This is a genomic window from Annamia dubia NIES-4383 (genome assembly GCF_055394725.1).
This window is the reverse complement of sequence record NZ_AP025630.1, coordinates 3,323,288-3,348,313: the sequence shown is the minus strand read 5'-3', so window position 1 is coordinate 3,348,313 and position 25,026 is coordinate 3,323,288. Positions and strand designations below refer to the sequence as shown.

The 25,026-nt window shown below is 33.0% G+C and carries 15 protein-coding genes and 2 pseudogenes; 10 read left to right on the top strand and 7 right to left on the bottom strand.

Annotated features, from left to right (window positions below):
• Window positions 1-49: 49 nt before the first annotated feature.
• From Anndu_RS15055 to Anndu_RS15040, 4 genes and pseudogenes are all read right to left on the bottom strand, one after another.
• Window positions 50-763: a protein-L-isoaspartate(D-aspartate) O-methyltransferase gene (locus Anndu_RS15055; protein ID WP_464101966.1), complete on the bottom strand. Its 714-nt coding sequence runs from the start codon at window positions 761-763 to the stop codon at window positions 50-52.
• A 343-nt stretch (window positions 764-1,106) separates the two neighbouring features.
• Window positions 1,107-2,894: pseudogene (proS, locus tag Anndu_RS15050) on the bottom strand (proline--tRNA ligase); the annotation flags it as partial.
• A gap of 170 nt (window positions 2,895-3,064) precedes the next feature.
• Entirely contained in the window at window positions 3,065-4,060 is a 996-nt protein-coding gene (locus tag Anndu_RS15045) for a DNA cytosine methyltransferase (protein WP_464101965.1), read from the bottom strand.
• Window positions 4,060-5,079: a hypothetical protein gene (locus tag Anndu_RS15040; RefSeq protein WP_464101964.1), complete on the bottom strand. Its 1,020-nt coding sequence runs from the start codon at window positions 5,077-5,079 to the stop codon at window positions 4,060-4,062. The genes Anndu_RS15045 and Anndu_RS15040 overlap by 1 nt, the downstream gene beginning before the upstream one ends.
• Window positions 5,080-5,281: 202 nt before the next feature.
• On the opposite strand from Anndu_RS15040, the gene typA reads away from it, so the two are divergent.
• Window positions 5,282-7,075 carry a translational GTPase TypA gene (gene typA / locus Anndu_RS15035; RefSeq protein WP_464101963.1) on the top strand — a complete coding sequence of 598 codons (1,794 nt, stop codon included), beginning with the start codon at window positions 5,282-5,284 and terminating at the stop codon, window positions 7,073-7,075.
• A gap of 316 nt (window positions 7,076-7,391) precedes the next feature.
• On the opposite strand, the gene Anndu_RS15030 is transcribed toward typA, so the two are convergent.
• Window positions 7,392-7,784, bottom strand: a complete 393-nt coding sequence (locus tag Anndu_RS15030) for a hypothetical protein (RefSeq protein WP_464101962.1) — start codon at window positions 7,782-7,784, stop codon at window positions 7,392-7,394.
• A gap of 118 nt (window positions 7,785-7,902) precedes the next feature.
• Between Anndu_RS15030 and Anndu_RS15025 the strand changes: the two genes are divergently transcribed.
• The 4 genes and pseudogenes from Anndu_RS15025 to Anndu_RS15010 all read left to right on the top strand — a co-directional run bounded on the left by Anndu_RS15025 (window position 7,903) and on the right by Anndu_RS15010 (window position 13,610).
• Window positions 7,903-8,448 (top strand): hypothetical protein, encoded by a 546-nt coding sequence (locus Anndu_RS15025; RefSeq protein ID WP_464101961.1) that lies wholly within the window; start codon window positions 7,903-7,905, stop codon window positions 8,446-8,448.
• A gap of 240 nt (window positions 8,449-8,688) precedes the next feature.
• Window positions 8,689-9,969 (top strand): annotated as a pseudogene (gene serS / locus Anndu_RS15020) (serine--tRNA ligase); the annotation flags it as partial.
• A 280-nt stretch (window positions 9,970-10,249) separates the two neighbouring features.
• Window positions 10,250-10,738 (top strand): hypothetical protein, encoded by a 489-nt coding sequence (locus tag Anndu_RS15015; protein ID WP_464101960.1) that lies wholly within the window; start codon window positions 10,250-10,252, stop codon window positions 10,736-10,738.
• A gap of 67 nt (window positions 10,739-10,805) precedes the next feature.
• A complete protein-coding gene (locus Anndu_RS15010) occupies window positions 10,806-13,610 on the top strand; it encodes a ParA family protein (protein ID WP_464101959.1) in 2,805 nt (934 codons plus the stop codon).
• A 69-nt stretch (window positions 13,611-13,679) separates the two neighbouring features.
• Here Anndu_RS15010 and Anndu_RS15005 read toward each other — a convergent pair whose 3' ends face one another.
• Entirely contained in the window at window positions 13,680-14,333 is a 654-nt protein-coding gene (locus tag Anndu_RS15005) for a DedA family protein (protein WP_464101958.1), read from the bottom strand.
• Between the two features lie 201 nt (window positions 14,334-14,534).
• Here Anndu_RS15005 and Anndu_RS15000 point away from each other — a divergent pair, with 201 nt between their 5' ends.
• From Anndu_RS15000 to Anndu_RS14980, 5 genes are all read left to right on the top strand, one after another.
• Window positions 14,535-16,079 carry a bifunctional pantoate--beta-alanine ligase/(d)CMP kinase gene (locus tag Anndu_RS15000; protein ID WP_464101957.1) on the top strand — a complete coding sequence of 515 codons (1,545 nt, stop codon included), beginning with the start codon at window positions 14,535-14,537 and terminating at the stop codon, window positions 16,077-16,079.
• Window positions 16,080-16,278: 199 nt separating this feature from the next.
• A complete protein-coding gene (locus Anndu_RS14995) occupies window positions 16,279-17,664 on the top strand; it encodes an LCP family protein (RefSeq protein WP_464101956.1) in 1,386 nt (461 codons plus the stop codon).
• Between the two features lie 13 nt (window positions 17,665-17,677).
• Window positions 17,678-19,015: a 16S rRNA (cytosine(967)-C(5))-methyltransferase gene (locus Anndu_RS14990; protein WP_464101955.1), complete on the top strand. Its 1,338-nt coding sequence runs from the start codon at window positions 17,678-17,680 to the stop codon at window positions 19,013-19,015.
• A 139-nt stretch (window positions 19,016-19,154) separates the two neighbouring features.
• Window positions 19,155-19,580 (top strand): tellurite resistance TerB family protein, encoded by a 426-nt coding sequence (locus Anndu_RS14985; protein ID WP_464101954.1) that lies wholly within the window; start codon window positions 19,155-19,157, stop codon window positions 19,578-19,580.
• A 214-nt stretch (window positions 19,581-19,794) separates the two neighbouring features.
• Entirely contained in the window at window positions 19,795-20,271 is a 477-nt protein-coding gene (locus Anndu_RS14980; RefSeq protein ID WP_464101953.1) for a helix-turn-helix domain-containing protein, read from the top strand.
• Between the two features lie 172 nt (window positions 20,272-20,443).
• Here Anndu_RS14980 and Anndu_RS14975 read toward each other — a convergent pair whose 3' ends face one another.
• Window positions 20,444-24,982, bottom strand: coding sequence for a GAF domain-containing protein (locus Anndu_RS14975; RefSeq protein WP_464101952.1), 4,539 nt, complete (start codon window positions 24,980-24,982; stop codon window positions 20,444-20,446).
• Window positions 24,983-25,026: the final 44 nt, after the last annotated feature.

Here is a 25,026-nt window from a genome sequence, read left to right as displayed (position 1 = left end):
AGTTGAGTTTTAATGTTGAGAAATGTAAAAATATGATTGAGTTTAATTTTTATGTTTCGATCAATGGCACAAAGCACACCCCAAGAGTTTTTTCTGTAATTAAACTATCTACATTTTTGGTTAATATTTCCATAACTTGATAATCTTTTCCTACGGGAATAATCATTTTTCCATTAATAGCTAATTGTTCAATTAAAGCTGATGGAATGTGATCGGGGGCGGCCGTTACTAAAATTTTATTAAAAGGTTGATATTTTGGCCAACCTTTTGACCCATTTCCTAGCTTTAATTTAATATTATCATAGCCCAAAGATTGAAGATTTTGACGTGCTTTTTTAGCTAATTGTGGGATAATTTCAATAGTATAAACTTGTTGAGCTAATTCTGCTAAAATTGCCGTTTGATAACCGGAGCCTGTGCCAATTTCTAAGACTTGATCTTCGGGTAAAATTTCCGCCATTTGGGTCATATAAGCCACAATATAAGGTTGAGAAATTGTTTGATAATATCCGATGGGTAAAGGGGAATCTTGATAGGCCATTTTAATTAAATAATCATCTACAAATTTATGACGAGGTACTTTTAACATGGCATTTAATACTTTTTGATCTGTAATTCCTCGCCCTTTAATTTGTTGATTAATCATGATTTGGCGTTTTATTTCAAAGTCTTGATCATCTGGGTTTAAATTATCATTTTTGATGTGCCAAAAAGGTAAATCTAAATTTAAAATTAAGCTCAATAGGGATGGGTTAATTAACATACTTTTCACCTCCCTTGATGAATTTGCATATATGTAATTATATTATATCTCTATTTCAAAAAAGTCGGGGATTTTCTTTGGTTATTAATAAAAAATAGTAGGGGTGAACGGCCGTTCACCCCTACAGATATTCTATATCAATAATATCTTGATCAAATTAATATGATTAGTGCAAAATAGACAATATTATCCAAGAAATATAAGATAATATCATAATAAGAATTGCAATCTTAATAAGCGAAACAGTTTTCTTGATAGTTTTCTTAGTTTCTTCAGGTTGACTAATTTCTTGAATCTCATTTATTAATTCATTAGCATTACTCATTTTGCACTGAGCCGTTTCAACCCAATTTTTAAGGGTAGAAACTACCTGATTAATCTCAATTTCTTGAGACTCTTTGGTGGCACGTTTAAAGACTTCAACTTTTCCTTCTTTTAATGATCTTCCGGTGGTGATACGCAAGGGAATACCAATCAATTCTGAGTCTTTAAATTTCACTCCCGCCCTTTCATCTCGATCGTCAAATAAAGTTTCAACTCCGGCCTGATTAAGCTCTGTGTAAAGCTTTTCGGCTACTGCCATCTGTTCGGGATCGGTGATATTCGGCACTACCACAATGGCGTGATAAGGCGCGATCGCAACGGGGAAAATAATACCGTCTTTATCGTAGGATTGTTCCACAGCCGACTGAGCTAAACGGGAAACGCCGATGCCGTAACAGCCCATAATAAAAGGCTTTTCTTCTCCTTGTTCATTTGTATAAGTAGCTCCCATTGCCTCTGAATATTTTACACCTAATTGGAAAATATGCCCTACTTCGATACCTCTGGCCGTCTTTAATTTTTGGTTGGGATCGTGGGTAGCACTATCACCTGATTTGGCTTTGCGAATATCTACTATTAATTTAGGTTGCTCAAACTCCTTACCCCAATTTGCACCTAAAACATGATAATTTGTTTCATTTGCACCCGTTACAAAGTCTTTTAATTCTACCGCAGTTTGATCCACAAAACGCAAAAATTGAGGTGCAATATTTTCTTGTTTGGCGATATAATCATCACTAAGATCGGGAGCAATATAACCTAAAGGCAAAGCTTGATTCACCCATTTTTTCTGAGCAGTTTCATCAGGAACAGTTAAAGCTAAAATTGCCTTACTTTGATAGTTATTTGCCAATTTAGTTAATTCATTTTGTAACTTAACTTCATTAACATCTTGATCCCCCCTAATACTAACTAAAATTAAGACAGTTTTACCACTATCAAAAATAGCTTCATATAACACATTTTTAACGATATTACTAGGAGAACAGCCTAAAAAGTTACATAACTTATCAATAGTTTCACAGTTAGGAGTTTCTCTTTTTTCGTAACTATTAAAAGGAGAAGATTTAGCTTTTTTAGGAATAGAAATAGCCTTTTCCACATTGGCCGCATATTTTCCATCTTCTGTATATAATACTTCATCTTCACCCGCATCAGCTAACACCATAAATTCTTGAGAACCAGAACCGCCAATCGCCCCAGAATCAGCCTCTACAGCCCTAAATTGTAAACCACAACGGCTTAAAATATTGCGGTAAGCTTGATCCATATCACCATAAGTTTTTTTCAAACATTCTTCAGTTGTATGGAAAGAATAACCATCTTTCATAATAAATTCACGACCGCGCATTAACCCAAAACGAGGGCGAATTTCATCCCTAAATTTAGTTTGAATTTGATATAAATGAACAGGTAATTGACGATATGACTTAATCATATCTTTAGCCACAGTAGTGATAACCTCCTCATGGGTAGGGCCTAGGCCTAATTCCCTTCCCTGTCTATCTTCTAGGGCAAACATAATACCTTCAGCCTTAGTGTAGGTATCCCAACGCCCCGACTCCTTCCATAACTCAGAGGGCTGTAACTGGGGCAATAAACATTCTTGAGCGCCCGTAGCATTCATTTCCTCCCTGACTATTTGGGAAACCTTTTGTAAAACGCGCCACATTAAGGGTAAATAGGCGTAAACACCGCTACCGATACGCCGAATATATCCCGCTCTTAATAACAGTTTATGGGAGGGAATTTCAGCCTCTGCGGGGTTTTCACGCAGGGTAGAAAACAACATTTGAGATAATTTCATAGTTAATTTTTTTGCTTTAAAGATTAAACTTTTCATTCTACAATATAATCAGTTTAAGTATTGTAGGGAAAGTTCTTGCAGATTTATTTAAGTTTAAATCAAGAGGATTCTTGACTCCTGTTAATAAAAAATTATTGATTTTTGGCAATTTCAAAGCATTAATTATATCTTTATTTACATAGTAAAAATTTGTTTTCTTGATCTTGCTCTTTTGTAGGTAAATTAACGAGAAAATTTTTAGCTAAATAATAAGCTAATTTTGGTGGGACTGCGTTTCCAATTTGAATATAAGCCGCACTATTTGAACCATAAAAAATAAAATCATCATCAAATGTTTGGATTCTAGCACATTCTCTGACTGTTAATCTACGATGAAGATCAGGGTGAGGGTGTATTACTGCTCCACCTGTACCTCCGCCACGCCCTAAAATAGTCGGAGAAGGTTTATTCCAATCTAATTTTCTATTGCCTAAATATTGATTAATTTTAACTTTATGACGTGAACCTTGATGATTATATATCTTATTTTCTTCATTACAGTATTCTCTTGGTAAATCAAAAATAGCATCTTTAATAGTTATATATTTATCTTTTTTATAGATAGCTTGAGGAAATTTATATTGAAAATTAATATCTTTTCTCACCCCTACAATAATTACTCTTTTTCTTAATTGAGGGACTCCATAATCAGCAGAATTAACAATTTTCCAATTAATATTGTATCCTATATTATCAAAATCTTTTAAAATCATTTTAAAGACTTTACCAATTTTATTTTTTTTATCTTCTTGACTTTCATAACCACCTAAATTTGTAATTCCGGTAACATTTTCCGCTAAGAAAAACATGGGTTGTTTATCATTAATTACTCTTAAAAGTTCTAAATATAATTGATTTCTTTGATCTTCTTCTTTTCGATAAGGATTAGCAACAGAAAAACCTTGACAGGGAAAACCACCAATCACAATATCACAATTAGGAATTTCATCTGATGCAATATTTTCAATTGCTCCTAAAATTACTTTTGTTTTAGTTAAATCAAAATTATTTCTATAAGTTTCAATAGCATTTTCATCAATATCATTTGCCCAAATAATATGATGACCTGCTCGTTCAAAACCCAAGTCTAAACCACCACAGCCACAAAATAAAGATACAACTTTCATTAATTAATAACCTCTCTATTTTGATCAATAATTGTAATAATTTTCTCGATTTCTTCAAATATTAATTCTTTGTATGTTTCTGATTGAGTATTAATGTACATAACCAATAATTTAGAAATAGCATCTTCAAAATCTTGAAAATGTTTGAGGAAAGATGTTTCTAAAAAATTAAAATCTAAATGTATATGTTTAGCAATCTTTAGTATTTTTGCTCGATCAATTCTAATTGAGTTACCTTCCCATCTATTAACTAAACTTAAAAAATCTTCTGGAGTTTTAATTATATTCTTTAATAAATCAATAAAATCTTGTCCTTTGACAAAATATAAATCCATCACTAAATCATTTTTGATCGCAATAATTAGATCATCAGAAAAGATAACTTCTGCCATTTTGATAAATCTGCTTTGAAACTGCTCAAATTTATTATTTGCTTCTAATAATTTGAATAAATTTTTTAATAAACTACGAGAACCTAAGCCAATTTCGATAATTTCATTATTTAATTGAACTTTTTTTCCTTTTCTTTCATTGAGATAATCTTCCACATCTAATAAATAAAATACTGCTGTTTTTTCAAAAGAACCAAGATTAATTTCCGTAGTAGAAGGGATTAATGTTTTAACAGAAACTTGATAATTTTGATCAAAAATAAGATCTGCTTTTTCTCTTTTATTCGATAAAACAAATTTTGTAATAAATTCATTTTCTACAAAAATTCCTTCAGTTTCAATATTTTTATTTTCTCTTTTAAATTCATCTGTAATTGTTCCGTTAAATAAAATAGCTAAAAAATCCTCAAAATCTCTAGCTGTTGTTTTTCTTTTCGCAACATCTTTTGCTGAAATGTTAGAATATAAATAATTTAACAGATAGGCACTATTAAATTTATCTTTAGATTCTACTAAATACTCAAAAAAAGTAACTATATCTTCGAGACAATTATTTTTAACCTTTAAGATATTTTTTTGAATTAAAAAATCTCTAATTATTTTAATTATATAATGTTGGTTAACCATGTTTGAATTTTAATTTATAACATCAATTTTGAGTAAATTTAATCATAGATTAGGTATCTTATTATAAAACACATTTTATAACAATAGTTCCATCTAAAAAAATATTCCCCTAAGCCTATACACAAAATGACACATCATGGGTTACAATTGTAAAGAAATCTATCGTTTATATAATTTTTGCTAACAAACTTAATAAAAATCTATGTCTCTGCCCATTCGTAATGTTGCGATCATTGCCCACGTTGATCACGGTAAAACTACCCTTGTAGATGCTCTCTTAAAACAATCTGGTATTTTCCGAGAAGGAGAGGACATTCCTGACTGTGTGATGGACTCCAACGATCTCGAACGGGAAAGAGGCATTACTATTCTTTCCAAAAATACAGCAGTTCGCTATAAAGATACTTTAATTAATATCGTTGATACCCCCGGTCACGCTGACTTCGGTGGTGAGGTGGAACGGGTTTTAGGTATGGTGGACGGTTGTATTCTCATTGTGGATGCCAATGAAGGCCCCATGCCCCAAACTCGTTTTGTACTCAAAAAGGCTTTAGAAAAAGGTTTACGCCCCATTGTGGTGGTTAATAAGATCGATCGCCCCAATGTTGACCCTGATACCGCCGTTGATAAGGTATTTGACTTGTTTGTGGAGTTGGGGGCTGATGATGATCAGTGTGATTTTACTACCCTTTATGCCTCCGGTATTTCCGGTTTTGCCAAAGAGAACCTAGATGATGAGGGTAAGGATATGCAACCCTTATTTGAAGCCATTTTACACCATGTTCCCCCACCGGCCGGCGATGTGACTAAAGCTTTACAGTTACAAGTGACTACTTTAGATTATTCTGAGTATTTAGGTAGGATTGTGATTGGACGTATTCACAATGGTGTGATTAAAGCGGGTCAACAGGCGGCCATGGTTAAGGAGGATGGCTCAGTTGTTAAAGGTAAAATTACTAAATTACTCGGTTTTGAAGGTTTAAATCGGGTAGAATTACCTGAAGCCAGTGCGGGTAATATCGTAGCTGTGGCGGGTTTTGCCGATGCTAATATCGGTGAAACCATCACTTGTCCCGATGAACCTCAAGCTTTACCTTTAATTAAGGTTGATGAGCCTACCTTACAAATGACCTTCAGTGTTAATGACTCGCCCTTTGCCGGTCAAGAAGGAAAATTTGTGACCTCTCGTCAACTGCGCGATCGCTTAATGCGTGAGTTAGAAACTAACGTAGCTTTACGAGTTGAGGAAGGAGACTCCGCCGAAAAATTCTTAGTTTCCGGCCGTGGTGAATTACATTTAGGTATTTTAATCGAAACTATGCGCCGTGAAGGTTTTGAGTTTCAAGTGTCTCAGCCTCAAGTAATTTTCCGTGAAGTTAGCGGTCAACCCTATGAGCCTTATGAGTATTTAGTCTTAGACGTACCCGAAGAAGGCGTAGGTAGCTGTATGGAGCGTTTAGGACAACGTAAGGGCGAAATGCAGGATATGCAAACGGGAACTAATGGACGGACTCAGTTAGAGTTTGTGATCCCCGCGCGGGGCTTAATTGGTTTTCGTGGTGAGTTTATCCGCATGACTCGTGGGGAAGGTATTATGAACCATAGTTTCCATGAATATCGTTCTTTCTGTGGTCAGTTAGAAACCCGTTATAATGGTGTGATCACTGCTTTTGAAGAAGGTACAGCCACTTTTTACGCCCTCAAAAATGCTGAAGATCGGGGTGTGTTCTTTATTACCCCCGGTACGAAGGTTTATAAAGGCATGATCGTGGGTGAACATAACCGCCCTCAAGACTTAGAGTTAAATGTGTGCAAAACCAAACAGTTAACTAACCACCGTGCCTCCTCTGGTGAGGAATTAGTGCAACTTCAGTCCCCCATTGATATGAATTTAGAACGTGCTTTAGAATATATTGGTGAGGGTGAATTAGTAGAAGTTACTCCCAATTCAGTGCGTTTAAGAAAATTAGATGTGAAAAAATTGGCTAAACGCTAATATTTCCTCTCAATTTTGACAATAAAAAAACCTAATTTTATTTAAAAAGTTAGGTTTTTTATTTTTTTAAGTGGATTTTTTATCCTTTTTTTTCAGAGTATTAAGCTTTTAGGAATTTAGGGAAAAGAGCAACAGAAATTAAGCGGAAAAATTGTTGATACAATAGAATTTATGAATTGATTTATTTGGGAAAATAAAATACAAAATAATCCAATTATTGAGGGTTTAAATATAATCACTAACCAAGGTTTTAATCAATTAAAATAACACAAATAACATGACAAAAAGGTTGTAAAAATAATCGCAATTTGTTTATTTATTGTGAATTAGAAGTAAGTTTTAAAAAATTTGTTAAACTTAATAAGGCTAAAGTATTGCCCAAATTTAAGGGTAAAAAAGAGATTCCTTCTAAACGAGATTGTAACCAATTATCTCCCCAATACCATTCATGATAACCATTAATGCCCTTACTTAAAATTAGTCTTAAACATTGATCATTAATTAATTCTACTTCGTGATCTACGGGAATTAAACCGCTATAGGTAGTAAAATTTAAGCCTTTTTCTAATTTGTCAGGTAAGGGTGTATCAAAGCGTTGATACCAAAGCCATTTTACTAATTGTTCTGATTCAAGTAAACTTTGAGCAATAGTTTTAGCGGTGGCTTTAACTTCAATTCTAATTTGACTTTGTTGAAATTTTCCTAACATAATAATATAATTCAAAAATTAAAGTAATTGTTAATGATTTTATTATAACAAAATGTTCAAGCTAAATTTAATAAAATTCTTAGTTCAATGGTTAAAAAAATTGATCAATTGGCTTAATTTGGAAAATTATCCTGCTAAAATAATAAATCAAAATAGTCCAAAATCAAATTTTAATAGTGAGCAAATTTTAGATAAATTTGATCAGTTTGATCAAGATTTTAAGGGAGGTATGGGAGCAAATTTTAAGTCAAAAATAGCTAAATGCTTGATTAGTTTAGCTTTAAAGTTTGATCCTAATCCTGAGCATGATTATTTTTCTAAAGTACAGGCAGAAAAAGAGAAAATAATACGCAATTTAATAAGAATGTTAGATGACATAGAGGGAATTTATCAAACTGGTAATTTAGATTTACAAGTCACTGTTACTCCTTGTATTGAAGGTGCGATCGCTGATACAATTAACTTATTAATGATTGATTTTCGCCAAGCTATTACTGATTTACCAGAAGAACATTTATTGAGACAAAAATATCAAAATTTAGCCAAATTAAATAATAACAATAATAATAATTTTCAAAAAAATGATCATTATAATGATCATTTTTTAGATGAATTTGATCAATTTGATTTATGGAGCGAAAATTTATCGGATCAAGATTCTTAAATTGGCAAAAGTTGAACAAAATTTAACGTAAATATCAGCAATTAATAATAGAAAATAACCTAAAGGAATTAAACAATATTTTAATTAATTATCTAAAAATAATTGTTACTAATCTTGCATCTGATGAACAAAATAAAAAGCAATTTTAGACTAAATAAACTCAAAAATATTTGTTAATGACAAATTACCAATTAATTGTATATTATAAAATGATCATATTATAAAAAGGAAAAAAATAAAGTGTTAGATCTTAAACAAATTAGGGAAAATCCCGCTAAAATTCAAGAATTACTCGATCGCCGAGGGGCAGATATTTATGATCTTAAACCTATTTTAGATTTAGATCAACAACAAAGGGAGTTAGAAATACAATTAAATCAACTCCAAACTCGTAGTAATCAAATTGGTAAAATTATCGGTGAAAAAATTAAATCAGGTAGGGATCCTCAAGGCTCAGAAATTAAAGATTTACGAGAAGAAGGTAATAATATTAAAGCTCAAATTGCTGAATTAGAGCCAAATACCAAAAATATTAAAGCAAAAATTGAGGAATTATTATTAGCAATTCCTAACATTCCCTGTGAAACTTCTCCTATTGGTAAAAACGAAAATGAAAATATAGAAATTCGCCGTTGGGGGGATGAATATATACCCACCAATTCTAATATTTTACCCCATTGGGAAATCGGTGAAAAGTTAGGTATTACGGAATTTAGTCGAGCCGTCAAAGTGGCTCAGGCTCGTTTTGTGGCTTTAATGGGGGCAGGTGCGGCCTTAGAAAGAGCTTTAATTAATTTCATGTTAGATCGGCAAATTTCGGCCGGTTATACTGAAGTATTGCCACCCATTTTAGTTAATAGTAATTCTTTAAAAGGTACGGGTCAATTACCTAAATTTGCCGAGGAAAGTTTTAAATGTGCGGATGATGATTTATGGTTAATTCCCACCGCCGAAGTTCCTGTTACAAATTTATATCGAGATGAAATTTTAGAAGGGGAAAATTTACCGATTTATCATTGTGCTTATACTCCATGTTTTCGCCGTGAAGCTGGTAGTTATGGCAAAGATACAAGGGGTTTAATTCGTCTTCATCAGTTCAATAAAGTAGAATTAGTTAAGTTTGTTAAACCTGAAAATTCTGCGGATGAACATGAAAAATTAGTGGCTAATGCAGAGGGGATTTTACAAGCTTTAAAACTGCCCTATCGGGTGATTGAATTATGCACAGGAGATCTAGGTTTTGGGGCTTCAAAATGTTATGATTTAGAGGTGTGGTTGCCTTCTGCGGGTAAATATCGGGAAATTTCAAGTTGTTCTAATTTTAAAGATTTTCAAGCAAGAAGGGGTAACATTCGTTTTAAGGAAAAAGGTGTTAAAGGTACTCAATTTGTTCATACTTTAAACGGATCCGGCCTTGCGATTGGGCGTACCATGGCCGCAGTTTTAGAAAATTATCAATTAGGAGATGGAACTTTAAAAGTTCCTGATGTTTTACAGCCCTATTTAAGACGAGAAATATTAACTGATAAACCTTCTAATTCTATTCAAGTTTCCAAAGAGCAAATTGTACTCAATCCAAAAATTGATCATGGAAATAAAGAAGAAACTAAAAAATCTTCTAGTTCGATTCTTTATATTATGATTTTTGTCATGATATTATCGTATATTTCTTGGATAATTTTATCAATTTTAACCTAACAAAATAAGATTGATTAGCATGTGTTCCCTGAAATATTAGATAATAAATTAGGGAACACATTTTACAAATGGAAATCAAATTTTGTTTAATAATGATTAAAAAATGAATATAAAGAATAAATCAACGATTATCTTTACCTTAAGAGAAATACAAAACGCATGGTCAAATCATTTTATTGCTTATCATGAACCATCTATTAAAACAAATTCTCATAGATTAATGCTTTTTTATGCAGTTGAATGTGGTTTAAAAGCAATTATTATGAAAAAAGAAAAAGTACAAACTACTGATTCAATCTTAAAAACAGTTAAAAATGATAAAAATGATATTACATATTTTCGTCATAATATCAATCAATTACTTACAAAATTAAATGTAAATGATCGTAATTTATATTTGCCTCAAGAAATTACATTAGAAGAATTAAAAGGAGGGAAAACTAGAAGTTGTAGACAAGATCAAATTAATCAAATGTGGCGTTATGGATACCAACAAGATCAAATAGATCAAGATTTAGAAAATATACTTCTGAGAATTGCTGAATTTATCAAAAAAGACTTACCAATTCATAGGCGAATCAAAAAAATTTAAGATATAATTAATTCAATAATTGATTATACATCAAATAATGTTTATTTTTAGGAGAATTTATAATACTATGGAGATTAAATATTTAACATGGTTAGATATTAGAAAACTCATCAAACAAAAAACTTTTTACGGAAAACAGTTGCCTGATGGAATTGTCAGAATAGAATGTTTTTTTTATAGTTTAGAAATAGGACTTAAAGAAGAAGAAGATCAAAATAAAGCTCAAAAAATATTAAAGAAATGGTTTGGAGATTGGTATGAAGAAGATAATCAAGTAATTAAGCTTGATGTAGGAGATGCGGATTTACCCGTAGAATTTTTTATAGAAGAAATTTTGAATGATCCTAGTGATCAGAGTATTCAACCTTTTTGGCAAGAAATAACCTATCTTAAACAACAAAATAAAGATAATAATAATGAAGATAATAATGAAAAATCACCTTTTTTTGAATTACCAGAAATTGATAAACTTAACAAATTAAAAATTATTACTTTTTATTCTTTTAAAGGTGGTGTCGGAAGAACATTAAGTTTAGCCGCTCATATTTTAGCATTAATTGAACAAGGAAAAGCCAATAATCAAGCTGTTAATATTTTAGTTATAGATGCTGATTTAGAAGCTCCCGGAATTACTTATTGGGAAAAATTAGAACAAAAAAAATCAGCAATTTCTTTTCTTGATTTTCTGGAAGTTTATTATTATTCTCCTGTAGATAGAGAAGAATCATTAAAATTTTTGGCTAAAGAAATCAAAAAAAGTGTTAGACAAGAAGGAAAATCAAATGTTTATACATTACCTGCTTGTCTAAATGATGATGAACTTTTAGATATACAAATTTTACCAGAACATTTAATTAAAAATATTCATGATCCTTGGGAATTTAGTAATGCTCTTTTTTTGATAGGTGAAGAATTAAATATTGATTATATTTTTATAGATTTACGTTCAGGATTAAGTGAAATTTCTAGTCCTATTCTCTTTGATCCTAGAGTACAAAGATTTATTGTTACAACAATTAATGAACAGTCTATCAGTGGCACAAGTCTTGTTTTAAAACAATTAAGTTATACCGCACCTTCTGAAGTACAAATTGAAAATAATCTTTATTATGATCCAATTGTAATTATTAATTTTATCATGGAAGAATTAAAAGAAAGACAAGAATATACAAAATTTGACGAAGCTTTATCTATATTGGACACATCATATTCTAAATATAAAAATTACACAGAAACACGATTAGAAATCAAAGAAACTTATTTTGCTCAACAATTACTTTATATTAATAGTTGGGATGATGCTAAAAATAAACTTTCTGGTACTACAATGATGAAAGTAGCTCAAGAATGGGCTGAAAATGAATTAATTGAAGTTCAAAAGAATGATTTAGATCAACAAAATTATAGTAAATTTAGTGACTTGGAACAAGTTAATAATTTAAAAGAACTTTGTGAAAAATATCAGTATGCAGAAAATGGAGAAGGAGAAGATTTATTGATTACAGAATCTTTGAAAAATTTAGCAACAACTTTTCAAGATCATTTACCTTATGTTGTAGTTATTGGGTCTAAAGGTTCAGGCAAAACTTTTAATTATCTTCAATTATCTCGTTTTAAAGATTGGCATAAATTTACTGAAAAAGTTTTAAATCATTCCACTGAGATCAATTCTCCAATTTTTATATATCCTCTTTTAGCATCTTTAACGATTAAAGATAAAGCACTTCAGAAAATAGAAATAGCCAGAAATGAAGTTAAAGCACAATTAAATAATAATAATATAAATGTATCTTCTTTTGATTTTAAAGATAGAATAGATAAAGCACTTAAAAATCAAGATTGGGGTAAAGTTGAATGGACACAATTTTGGTTAAAAGAAATTGCTAATTCAATTGGTTTAAAATTAGAAAATTATCATGAATATCATGTTAATTTAATTAATAATTTTTTGAAAGAAAAATCAATCAAAATTATTTTTCTCTTTGATGGACTTGAAGATATTTTTAATCAAATATTTGATAATCAGTTACAAAAAATAGCCATAGAATCATTAATTCGGATTCCTCAAAGAATTGCTGAACTAAGAAACTCCTATTTAGGGATGATCGTATTTATTCGTCGTGATTATGTTAAATATTCTATTGAACAAAACCTTCCACAATTTGAAAATATGTATCAATCTTATCAGTTATCTTGGGATGTAAATTCATTTTTAAGATTAGTATATTGGATATTTTGTCAAGCTAAACTTTTTAATTTTAAAGAATCAGATATTTATTATTTAACTAATCAAGAATTAAATGGTAATTTAGAAAAAATCTGGGGTAAAAAATTAGGAAGTAATAAATCATCGGAAGCTTATACAACTGAATGGATTTTTGCCGCTTTAACAGATTTTCAAGGTAAATTACAAGCTAGAGATATTGTTAAATTTTTGTATTATGTAGCCAAGAAAACTATTGAAAATCCAGAAGAATTTGAATTTGAAACATGGTCTAAAGATTTTAATAAAAAAGATATTCGTCTCTTACCACCCAAAGCGATTCGTTATTCGATTGAACCTTGTAGTATAGATAAAATTAACGAAGTAAAACAAGAATATCCACAATTTAAAAAATGGGTTAATAATTTACCCGCCGATAAAAGTATTCCCTTTACGATTGAAGATTTAGATACATTAAAAATAGATAAAAAAACATTTTTAATGTTAGAAGAAATGGGCGTAATTTATGAAGATAAAACAAAAGATAATATTTCTGTTTATTATATCCCTGAAATTTTTAGAACAGGTTTAGGTTTTACTTTAGATAAGGGAGCAAGACCTCGTGTTTTAGCTTTAAAACGTAAAGCTTTAGGGAAAAATCTATTTTAAGTTTATTCGGCTGTTATTAGATTTTTCCCAATGTTATTTTTTGAATCACAAAAATTTATCTATTTTTCACTATTCTTCAGGCGCTAATTTAGGTTCAGCAGAAGGGGTTAAGTCTTTTTTTCTTGACTCTAACCACACAGTAATTATTACTACTATAACCACTAAAATTAGAGCTATAATACCAATTTTGTGCATCCAAGCTAAAACTTCTCTCAAGGGGATCAAACGCCCAAGGAAAAAGGAGATCGTGACGGTGATGGCCGCCCACACTGTTGCACCGCCAAAATTACACAATAAAAACTCTTGATAGGGCATTTCAACGATCCCGGCCATGGGGCCGGCAAAAATGCGCAAAATCGCCACAAAACGCCCGAAAAAGACCGCTTTAGGTGCATTTTTACTAAATTGTTTTCGTGCTTCTTCTAACTGGGTTTGAGGTATTTTGAAAATTGTCGCTAGACGCAGTAAAAAAGCCCATCCGCCTAGTTTACCGATCCAGTAACCGATATTATCCCCTAACACTGCCCCAGCGATCGCACTTCCCAAGACGATCCAATAATTCAATTCACCGCTACCCGCAAGGAAACCGCCTACTACGGTAATGGTTTCCCCTGGGAGGGGGATCCCCGTGTTTTCCAACGCAATACCAAGGAAAACAGCCCAATAGCCGTATTGATTTGCAATTTCTTGGATGTTTTCCAGTGATAATAATTCTAAAGACATCCAGCTACGCTTAACACAAATTTACATCTATTCTCATCTTACAGTGAAAAGTGAAAAGTGAAAAGTGGAAAGTGGGAAGTGGGAAGTGGGAAGTGGAGAGTAGGGAAGACAAGTTTTGCCTGTTAACGAATAACAAATAACACCTGAAATTATATAATATAATCTAAGTTTATAATTAATAAATATTGGAGTAAATTTACAGTGGAAATTTTTAAAACAATTACGGGTTTAAGAACTTATTTACAGTCCTATAGAAATGAGCATAAAATTGGTTTAGTGCCTACAATGGGAGCTTTACATCAAGGGCATCAAAGTTTAATTCAAAAAGCTATTTCTGAAAGTGATTTAGTAGTAGTTAGTATCTTTATTAATCCTTTACAATTTAATCCCCATGAAGACTTAAATCAATATCCGCGCTCTTTAGAAAATGATTTTAAAATTTGTGAAAATTTAGGAGTAAATGTTATTTTTGTCCCCAATATTGAAGAAATTTATCCCCAAATTTCTAGTAAGATTACAACTGCTAATTTAAGTCAATTAACTCAGGTTATTCCTGCGGAAATCATGACTGATTTAATGTGTGGAAATTCTCGCCCCGCACATTTTGCAGGAGTGGCTACTATTGTTACTAAATTATTTAATATTATTCAACCTAATTTAGCTTTTTTTGGGGAAAAAGATGCTCAACAATTAGCTATTATTAAGGCTTTAGTTAGGGATTTAAACATCCCGATCGAAATTCGTGAATGTAAGATAATTCGGGATGAATCAGGTTTAGCTTTGAGTTCCCGTAATCAATATTTAAACACAGTTGAAAAACAAAAAGCTTCGATTTTGTATCAAAGTTTACAGACTGGTAAAATGGCTTTTGATCAGGGGGAAAAAAATGCTCAAACTTTAATTAATTTAGTTAGGGAAAAATTAGAATCTGTTACAGAAATTAATATTGATTACATTAATCTTGTAGATACTGAAACATTAGAAACTTTAGAAAAAATTGAAGCTGAAGGGTTACTGGCGATCGCTGTTTATCTAGGAAAAACTCGCTTAATTGATAATATTAAATTATGTCAACGTAAACCGATTATCGCTATTGATGGGCCGGCCGGGGCTGGAAAATCTACTGTCACTAAGAAAATCGCCGAAAAATTGAATTTATTGTACCTTGATACGGGTGCAATGTATCGGGCGGTAACATGGTTAATTTTAAATAATCAAATAGAATTAACAAATACTGCTAAAATTGCCGAACTTTTAGCGCACAGTAAATTAGAGTTAATTCCCCCCACTAACCCTAACGATCCGATCACTGTTAAAATTAATCATCAAGATATTACTAAAGAAATTCGTAGCCCTGAAATTAGTCGTAATGTGTCAACTATTGCCGCTCAAAATGCAGTTAGGGAAGCCTTAGTTAAACAACAAAAAGCATGGGGTAAACAGGGTGGAATTGTTGCAGAAGGGCGTGATATTGGTACTCAAGTATTTCCTAATGCTGATTTAAAAGTATTTTTAACTGCTTCAGTTCAAGAACGAGCTAAAAGAAGACAAGAAGACTTAATTAATCAGGGTTATGAGCCGATTAATTTACAACAGTTAGAACAGGAAATTGAAGAAAGAGATTATAAAGATAGTACCCGTAAAATTGCCCCTTTAAAAAAGGCGAATGATGCTATTGAAATTATTACTGATCATTTAACAATTGATCAGGTTGTTGATCAAATTATTAAATTATTAATGATTTAACCTCATTGCCTTAAACCCCTCTTTTAACTTAGGTGAGGGGTTTAGGGAAGTGAAAAGATAAAAGCTAAAGTAGAAAAGTATCTAAATTTTTAGAAAAATTCCGGTTTAGTGACCTTAAAAATAGTAAAAACATCAAAATCAAACAATTATCTTCTAATATAATTAAATAACTATTTTTTTTATTGTCGGGTAAAATTCAGTGACAGAACAAAAATATCAACAATACCCTTCTTCTCAATCAAAACAATCAACACAGCCATTGAAAAAAAAGCCATCCCAAACACAAACATCATCCCTTCAATGGCTCTGGATCTGGTTGGGGTTAACTTCGGCGGCGGTTGTTTCCGCCACAGCAGGAGCTTTATTAGCTTTTTCTTTAACCGGCACCCCCTTAAAACAAGTTGCGTTAAGTGCGAAAGATGAGGCCGTTTTTACCTCCGATGATGCTATTTCTCGTCAAAGTTTACGTTTACCAGAGTTAACCCGCCCTGTTAATATTTTAGTTTTAGGGACAAAAGTTTTAACTTCTGATCTTAACGATCCCACACAGCCCGATCAGGGTTATCAGGCTTTAGTTAACTCTTTTCAAGGGTTGGCTGATACCATGTTATTATTGCGTTTTGATCCGGTTAATGATAAGTTGATTATTTTATCTATTCCGAGGGATACTCAAGCTTATGTGGAAGGGGTAGGTTTAACAAAGTTAAATGAAGCTAACTATTATGGAGGGCCGGCTTTAGCGGCTAAGTCGGTTAGTAATCTTTTAGGTGATATTACCATCGATCGCTATCTTAGAGTTAATGTTCAAGGGGTTGAAAAATTAATTGATGCTTTAGGTGGTGTGGATGTTTATGTGCCTAAAGATATGAAATATCGAGATGATAGTCAACATTTATATATTGATCTCAAACAGGGGCAACAAGTTTTAAATGGTGATAAAGCCATGCAGTTTTTACGTTTTCGTTATGATCGCTATGGGGATGTCAGCCGAATACAACGTCAACAAATATTTATGAAAGCACTGGTGGAGCAAACTCTTAAACCTGCTACCATTATCAAAATACCTGAAATTTTATCAGTAATTCAATCCCATTTAGATACCAATTTAAGTGTAGAAGAAATTGTCGCTTTAGCAGGTTTTGCTTCCCACAAGAAAAAGTCAGATCTTCAACTATTAATGGTGCCAGGAGACTTTAATGGTGACGGGAAAAATGGCGTTAGTTATTGGCTACCCGATCAAGAAAAGATTAATCAATTAATGGCAATTCATTTTAATCAAGTTAATCAAGATTTTCAGTTAAATGATCCTAAAAATGTTAAAATTGCCATTCAAGATAGTACCAATAATCCTGATAAAGTACAAGGTTTAATTGATAGTTTAAAACTAAAAGGTTATAGTCGAGTTTATGTAGATAATGATATTCCTCAAAATATCACTAATACCCGTATTATTGCCCAAAAAGGAGATGATATTAGTGCCTCAGAAATCCAGTCAGCATTAGGTTTTGGGGAAGTCGTAGTGGAAAGTACAGGGGCTTTAAATTCAGATATTACAATTCAACTTGGTACAGATTTTAATTATTAATGGTAAGAAAATTATGGTTAATTCCCGTCAACTAGCATTATTAGCACTCAAAGAAATTGAACAACATCAAGCTTATACTGATATTGCTTTAGATCGGGTTTTTTCTAAAAAATCTTTAAATGCTCAAGATCGGGCTTTAACCTGTGAATTAGTTTACGGGATTGTGCGCCGTCAACGCACTCTTGATCATTTAATCAATCAACTAGGCAAAAAAAAGGCTCATCAACAACCACCTGATCTGCGTTTAATCTTACAGATCGGCTTGTATCAACTGCGATATTTGGATCACATCCCCCCTTCGGCGGCCGTTAATACTACGGTAGAATTAGCTAAAGATCACGGCTTTAAGGCTTTAACCGGAGTTGTCAACGGTATTTTAAGACAATATTTAAGATTATCTGCAAATAATACTGACATTTTACAATTACCTGATGATAATATCAGTAAATTAGGTGTTTTATATAGTTACCCTGATTGGTTAATTAATGATTGGTTTGAGCAATTTGGTCAAGCAATAACGGAAAAACTCTGTATTGCTTTTAATACCCCTGCCCCCCTTGAGCTAAGAATCAATCCCTTAAAGGCTTCTCTTGCACAGGTAAAATTGGCTTTTGAAAATGAAGGTTTAACAGTTTGTGAGCTTTATCCCTTATCTCAAGCTTTAAGATTAACCGGAAAAGTAGGCTCAGTTGAAAAATTAACGGGATTTAAAGAAGGTTGGTGGATGATCCAAGACAGTAGCGCTCAGTTAGTGACTCATTTACTTGATCCTCAAGGGGGGGAAACGATCATTGATGCCTGTGCCGCACCTGGGGGAAAAACTTGTCATATTGCCGAATTAATGGGCGATCGAGGGGTAATTTGGGGGTGCGATCGCTATGCTTCCCGTTTAAAAAAATTAGAAAAAAATATTGAGCGCTTACAATTAAAATCTATTAGAATTTTAATAGGAGATAGTCGAGAATTATCTCAGTTTAAAAATAGTGCCGATCGAGTTTTATTAGATGCACCTTGCTCCGGCTTAGGCACATTACATAAACGCCCCGATCTGCGATGGAAACAAACACCCGAAAAAATCAAAGAAATTACTCAATTACAGTTTCAACTATTAGAAGAAACTGCAAGTTGGGTTAAATTAGGAGGTTATTTAGTCTATTCTACTTGTACTATTAATCAACAAGAAAATGAAGCAATTATTAACAAATTTTTACTTAAATATCCTAACTGGAAAATAGTTAAATCTTCAATTTCTTGGCTCAATAATTATACGAGTGATGAGGGCTGGATTAAAATTTTACCCTATCAAAATCAAATGGATGGTTTTTTTATGGTTAAACTACAAAATAATTAATAATTGATTAATTGAGAATAGATAATTGACAATGATCTCTGCTTAAAACTTATTAATAAATAATACAAGCTTCTAGCCTGTTACAAGGTTGGTACTTGTCTTAAATCATTAAATTTTTATTAAATAAAAAATAAATCCTATGACTAATAAAACACAACAATTAATTAAAATTTTAATGGGTACGGCTTGGATTGATGGTACAATTCAACCAGAAGAAAGAGCCTATCTTCATAATATGGCTAAACAAAATAATTGTGCAGATGATCCTGAAATTAAATTACTTTTTACTGAAGCTAAACCGATTAAAGCACAAGAATGTTATCAATGGTTAGAAGATTATTTAGGGGAAAATCACACGGAAGAAAGCTATCAAGAATTATTGGCAGAATTAAGCTCATTAATTTACAGTGATGGCCAAGTAGAAATAGAAGAAGCTAAACTTTTAAATCGTTTACAATTATTAGATCCAAGCGGTGAGATTAGTTCATCAAAAACTATTTTTGATCAACTATTAAAAGGGATTCAAAAACTTTATCAACAAGCAATTAATTCCAGTTTAATTTAATTACCGCTCTTTTAGGACTTTGAGGAAGTTATAGTTAAGCCACGTCCTGCCCAAAAAACAATCCAATTCATTGATCAGTATTGCGAAAACTATCGAGATTTATTCCCAGAAGTGAGAACTTTTGAATATTTTAAATATCTACATTTGGGCATAATACCATTTACAAAAAGTAAGTTCAGGGTTAGTCTAGGAATAGATTAACAGGAGCAATAGTATGTCAGGAATATCAAAAATAGAAGTAATTGAATCAGCAGATACCCTCAAAAATCTCATGAAACAACAAAAAACAGCTTTGAATTTTGCCAAAGTTCAAGCTTTATATCTTTGGAAAATTCAAGTGGCTGAAACGATCACATACTTAGCGGTAATGATGGGACGTAGTGAGAGAACAATTTACGAATGGTTTCACTTATATAAGACGGAAGGATTAGACGCATTATTACAAGAACATAATAAAACAGGTAGACCAAAAAAACTAGAGGTAGAGACAGTGGCTCTGGTCAAAAAAGAATTAAGTGAGCCTCAAGGATTTAACAGTTACCAAGAAACTAAAATATGGTTATTTACTTGTCTGGATATTGAGATAAGTTACACCACAATACATCAATTAGTGAGATACGAATTAGGGGCAAAATTAAAAGTACCACGTCCTTTTACAGAAAGTAATTTCAGACGTATTTTAAGGGAATAGTTTATTTACAAAGATTTCAGGTATTTAACAATGTAGCTACTTTTTGTAAATGGTATTATGTTTAAAATGTCTTCAATTTTTAGGGAATATGTGAGAAATTGTTGTTGTGCTTTAACACTTTAAAAGTAGGGGTGAACAGTCGTTCACCCCTACTTTTACTATTAAAATTGATCTATTTAACTTTAAACTGACCCACACCTTTTTGCAGTTGTTGGGCTACTTGTAACAAGTCTTGAATTGAGACGGCCATCATGGTGGCATCCTTTGAGGTTTTTTCCGCAATAGATGCTACCCCAGTCATGGCTTTAGTCACTATTTCCGAGTCAGAGCGTTGAATTTCCGTTGCTTTAGCGATCGCCGCCACCAGTTGACTGATCTGACTACTAACTTTAGTAATCTGGGTTAAACTGGTACGAGTTTCATCAACTAATTTTGTTCCCGCTACCACCTGTTCAGTCCCCGACTCCATGGCTGAAACTACCTCATTAGTCTCACCTTGAATTTCGGCCACCAATTTTTCAATTTCTGCTGTCGCTTCGGCTGACTGACGAGCCAGAGATCGCACCTCATCGGCTACCACCGCAAAGCCTCGTCCTTCTTCACCCGCACGAGCCGCTTCAATGGAAGCATTTAACGCCAGTAAGTTCGTTTGTGCGGCGAAACTACTGATTAGGTTAACCACTTTAGAAATCTTTTGGGAAGATTCTCCTAATCTTTTAACCTTTTTGGCTGTTTCCGCTACGGTTTCACGGATGGACAAAATCCCATTTACCGTACGGTTCATGGCCTGTTCCCCTTCCTCTACGGTTTTATTAGCTTGGCGCACTGCCTGTTCCGCATTTTCAGCGTTTTTGGCAATTTCTAAAATAGATTGACTCATGGCTTGAACCCGATCTAAGGCGGAGCTAATTTCTTCCGTCTGTTGTAAGGCCGCCTCCGCTAGACTTTGAACAGAGGCCTCATTTTTACTGGTAGTTACACTCATCTGTTTGGCCACCTGTTGCACCTGAGTTACAATCTTGCGCAAACTGGAAATAGTAGCGTTATAAGAGTCGGCGATCGTCCCGACTTCATCCTCCGTCACCTTAGCACGGATGGTTAAATCCCCTTTACTAACGGGATCAACTTCCATTAATAATTCTAAAGCTCGGCGTTGGAGGCCTTCTTTAATGTCCCGTTGTTCTTGAGCTAGTTTTTCAGCCTCTTTTCGGGCTTGTTCCACCTGTTCTAAGAAGGTGACACGCTCTAAGGGAATGCCGATCTGGAAGGCGACTTCTTTCATTAATTCAATTTCATAATCTTGCCAAAAATGAACATCCGTACAATCATGGGCAATTAATAAACCGTAAAGTTGACCCTCCGTTAAAATCGGCACAATCAAATTAGCCTTAATTTGTAAGCGTTCCATTAATTTTTGATGATCGGGATGAAAACCTGCTTTAAATACGTCAGAGGTAGGCACAATGCGATCTTTAAGATACCCTTGAATTAACTCTTTAGGAATACAAGGGTCTTCAATTTGCTCATTTAAGGCTTTAGGGAAACCGGATAATACTGACTCGGCCGAAATATAACCGCTCCAGTCCTCTTTAAAACGATAAATGACCACTCGATCGACATTTAATAAGCTTCTTAAGCCATTTAAGGCGATATTAAATACCCGTTCTAAATCCTCATTTTTCCGAGCTTCAGAACTGGCGATCCCACTTAAGAGTCGGGATCTTTTCGCACTAAAAGTTTGTTCCATTAAATAACCTACACGGCCGGTGGGAATACTTAGCTGGAAGGCGTATTTTTTCATCAATTCAATTTCTAATTCTTGCCATTGATGAGTTTTTTGACAATGATGGGCGATTAATAACCCAAATAAATCATTACCCCGCACAATCGGCACAACTAAATTAGATTTAATTTCTAATCTTCTCATTAAAGCCTCATGTTCGGGGTGAAAACCTGCGTTCAATACGTCCTGGGTTGGCACAATTCTTCCGGCTTTATAGCCTACAATTAATTCTTCGGAAATACAGGGATCCTTAATTTGTTGGTTAAGGGCTTTGGTAAAACCAGATAACACCGACTCGGCCACAATTTCACCACTGCGATCACGATTAATGCGATAAATGACCACTCGATCGGCTTTCAATTGATGGCGTACAATGGAGACGATTTTATTTAAAGTGGGATTTAATTCCTCATAAGTCAGAGCTTCTACTCCGGTAATTTCTGCTAATAAACGGGCTTCTTCCGTTGCTTCCTGTTGTTGTTTGAGATAGGAGATCCGACTAATGGGAATACTTAGCTCGATCGCATATTGTTTAAGAGTTTCAATTTCCGTTTCTGTCCATTGATGGGTTTTTTGACAATGGTGGGCAATTAATAAACCAAATAATTCTTGACCTTTAAGAATGGGTACAACTAAATTAGCTTTAATTTGTAAGCGTTTAAATAAGGCTTTATGATCGGGGTGATAATTGGTTTGACTCACATCATTAGTCGCCACAATGCGATCCTCTTTATACGCATTTATCAATTCCATCGGAATACAAGGATCTTCAATCTGATTATTGAGCGCTTTAGAGAAACCATCAATCACCGATTCTGCTACAATTGAGCCACTAAAGTCATCATTAAAACGATAGATGACCATGCGATCTACTTTAATTCTTTCTCGAATAATGGCCATGGCCTTATTGAGAACAGGGGATAAGTCATCATATTCTGTGGCTTCAGCAGTAGATATTTCGGTTAATAATCTTTCATCTTCAATTTGTAATTGTTCCTGTTTTAAAGTAGCAATTCTTCCAACGGGAATACCCAAATTAAAAGCATATTTTTTAAATAAATCTATTTCTTGATTATTCCATTCATGGAAATCCTCACAATGGTGGGCTACTAATAAACCAAATAATTGATCATTACCCTGTTGAATTGGCACAACTAAATTAGATTTAACTTCTAAATTTTCTAATAAACGGATATGATCGGGGTGATAATTAGCCTCATAAATGTTATTAATTGGGACAATGCGATTGCGTTTATAAGCTTCTAATAAGGCTTGAGGAATACAGGGATCATTGATTTTTTGATTCATCGCCTTAGTTAAATTCGCCCCCACTGACTCAGCAATAATTTTGCCACTGCCATCCTCATCAAAACGATAAATCACCACTCGATCGGCATTTAATTTAAACTGAATCATGGCTAAAATTTTATTAAAGAATGGATTAAGTTGCTCATAATCTTTAATATTAATGCCGTTCATTTCAGTTAAAACTTTAGCTTCCTGTGCGGCCATTTCCTGTTCTTGCAGTAGTTGATCCAACTGTAAGGCCATTTCATTAACATTAAGCCCTAATTGAGCTAATTCGTCATCCCCTTCAATTTCAAGACGAGTTTTTAAGTCACCAGAGCCTAAATTTTTGAGGGCTTCAGTCACCCTTAAAATGGGACGAGTGGCTTTTTGTGCCACCTGTAGTGCAATTAAAGCCACAATTAAAGCCGTTAAGCCTGAACCTAATAATAAAGTCCATAATAACTTTCTTTGGGCAACAAAAGCGGTGTCGGTTTTCTCGGCAACAGCCACGCCGAAATTTAGTTCGTAGGTATTTTTTAATTCTAAAGCGGGGGCATAACTAAAAATACTATTATTTTCAATATTAGTAACAGCTTTTCGCCCATTTTCTGAAATTTTAGAAAAGGTTTTAGGAATAATTTGTTCTAAAGATTGATCAATATAAGTATCATTATTAGACAGAAAAACTTTATTTTTTGAATCAGTTAATAAATACTCTTTACCCTTTTCTTGACTGAAATCCAAGACTTCAGTCAGAACACTAACGGGAATACGTCCTCGAATAATAGCGACAGTTTGACCATCAACTTTAACGGGAGCGGCCACATAAATACTAATTTTTTTTGTACTCTTTGAAAGTTCAGGTTCACTAATAAAAGGCTGATTAGTTTGTTTAACTTTTTGAAAATAAGTTCGATTTTGGTGATTATCTAAACTTTCTGTTCCCGATTGGGCTAAAAGGTTTCCATTGAGGAAAAAGACAGCCAAACTATCATAAACCTGATAATATTCTAAATATTGATTAAGAGTAGCATCTTTATCCGCACGAAGTGCTTGATTATCAGTTAAAATACTTAAATTTGAGACAGCTTGAATGTCACCTAAACGCTCTCCAAAAAAATTATTTAATTTTGATTCTAGGGATGCCACTTCCATTTTTTCATCTTCAAATATTTCTTGTTGAAGTGATTGACTGCCTAAAAAGTAAGCCGTAGTTCCCACCCCAATCACAGGTAAAATACCTAAAGTAATGGCAATTAAAGCGGTTTTAGTTTTAATACTTTGCCTATTCCACCAATTACTTTGACCTTGATTATTATTATTACGATGTTTTGGTATTTCTGAATTAGTAAATTGGGGTAATTGTAGAGGTTTTTTGTTTAAATTAGAGTGATGATTTTTCCCAGAAACTGGAGCGGTTTGTTTTTGTTTTTTAGGGGCAATAGTTGTTTCTTCAAATGAAGAAAAATCATCATCTAAAAAAGGAAAAGAGTCACTTAAACCATTGCCATTAGACAGGGATAAATTAGATAGATCTTCAATTAAGAAATTAGGCTCATCATATCTTCCAGATTTAAAGCCAGAAGTATGTCCATTTTGACTTTCTTGGGGGTTGGGTTTAGGAGGAGTTTGTGTCATAATAGTAATTTTAAATAATTAACAATTAACAATTAAAAATAATT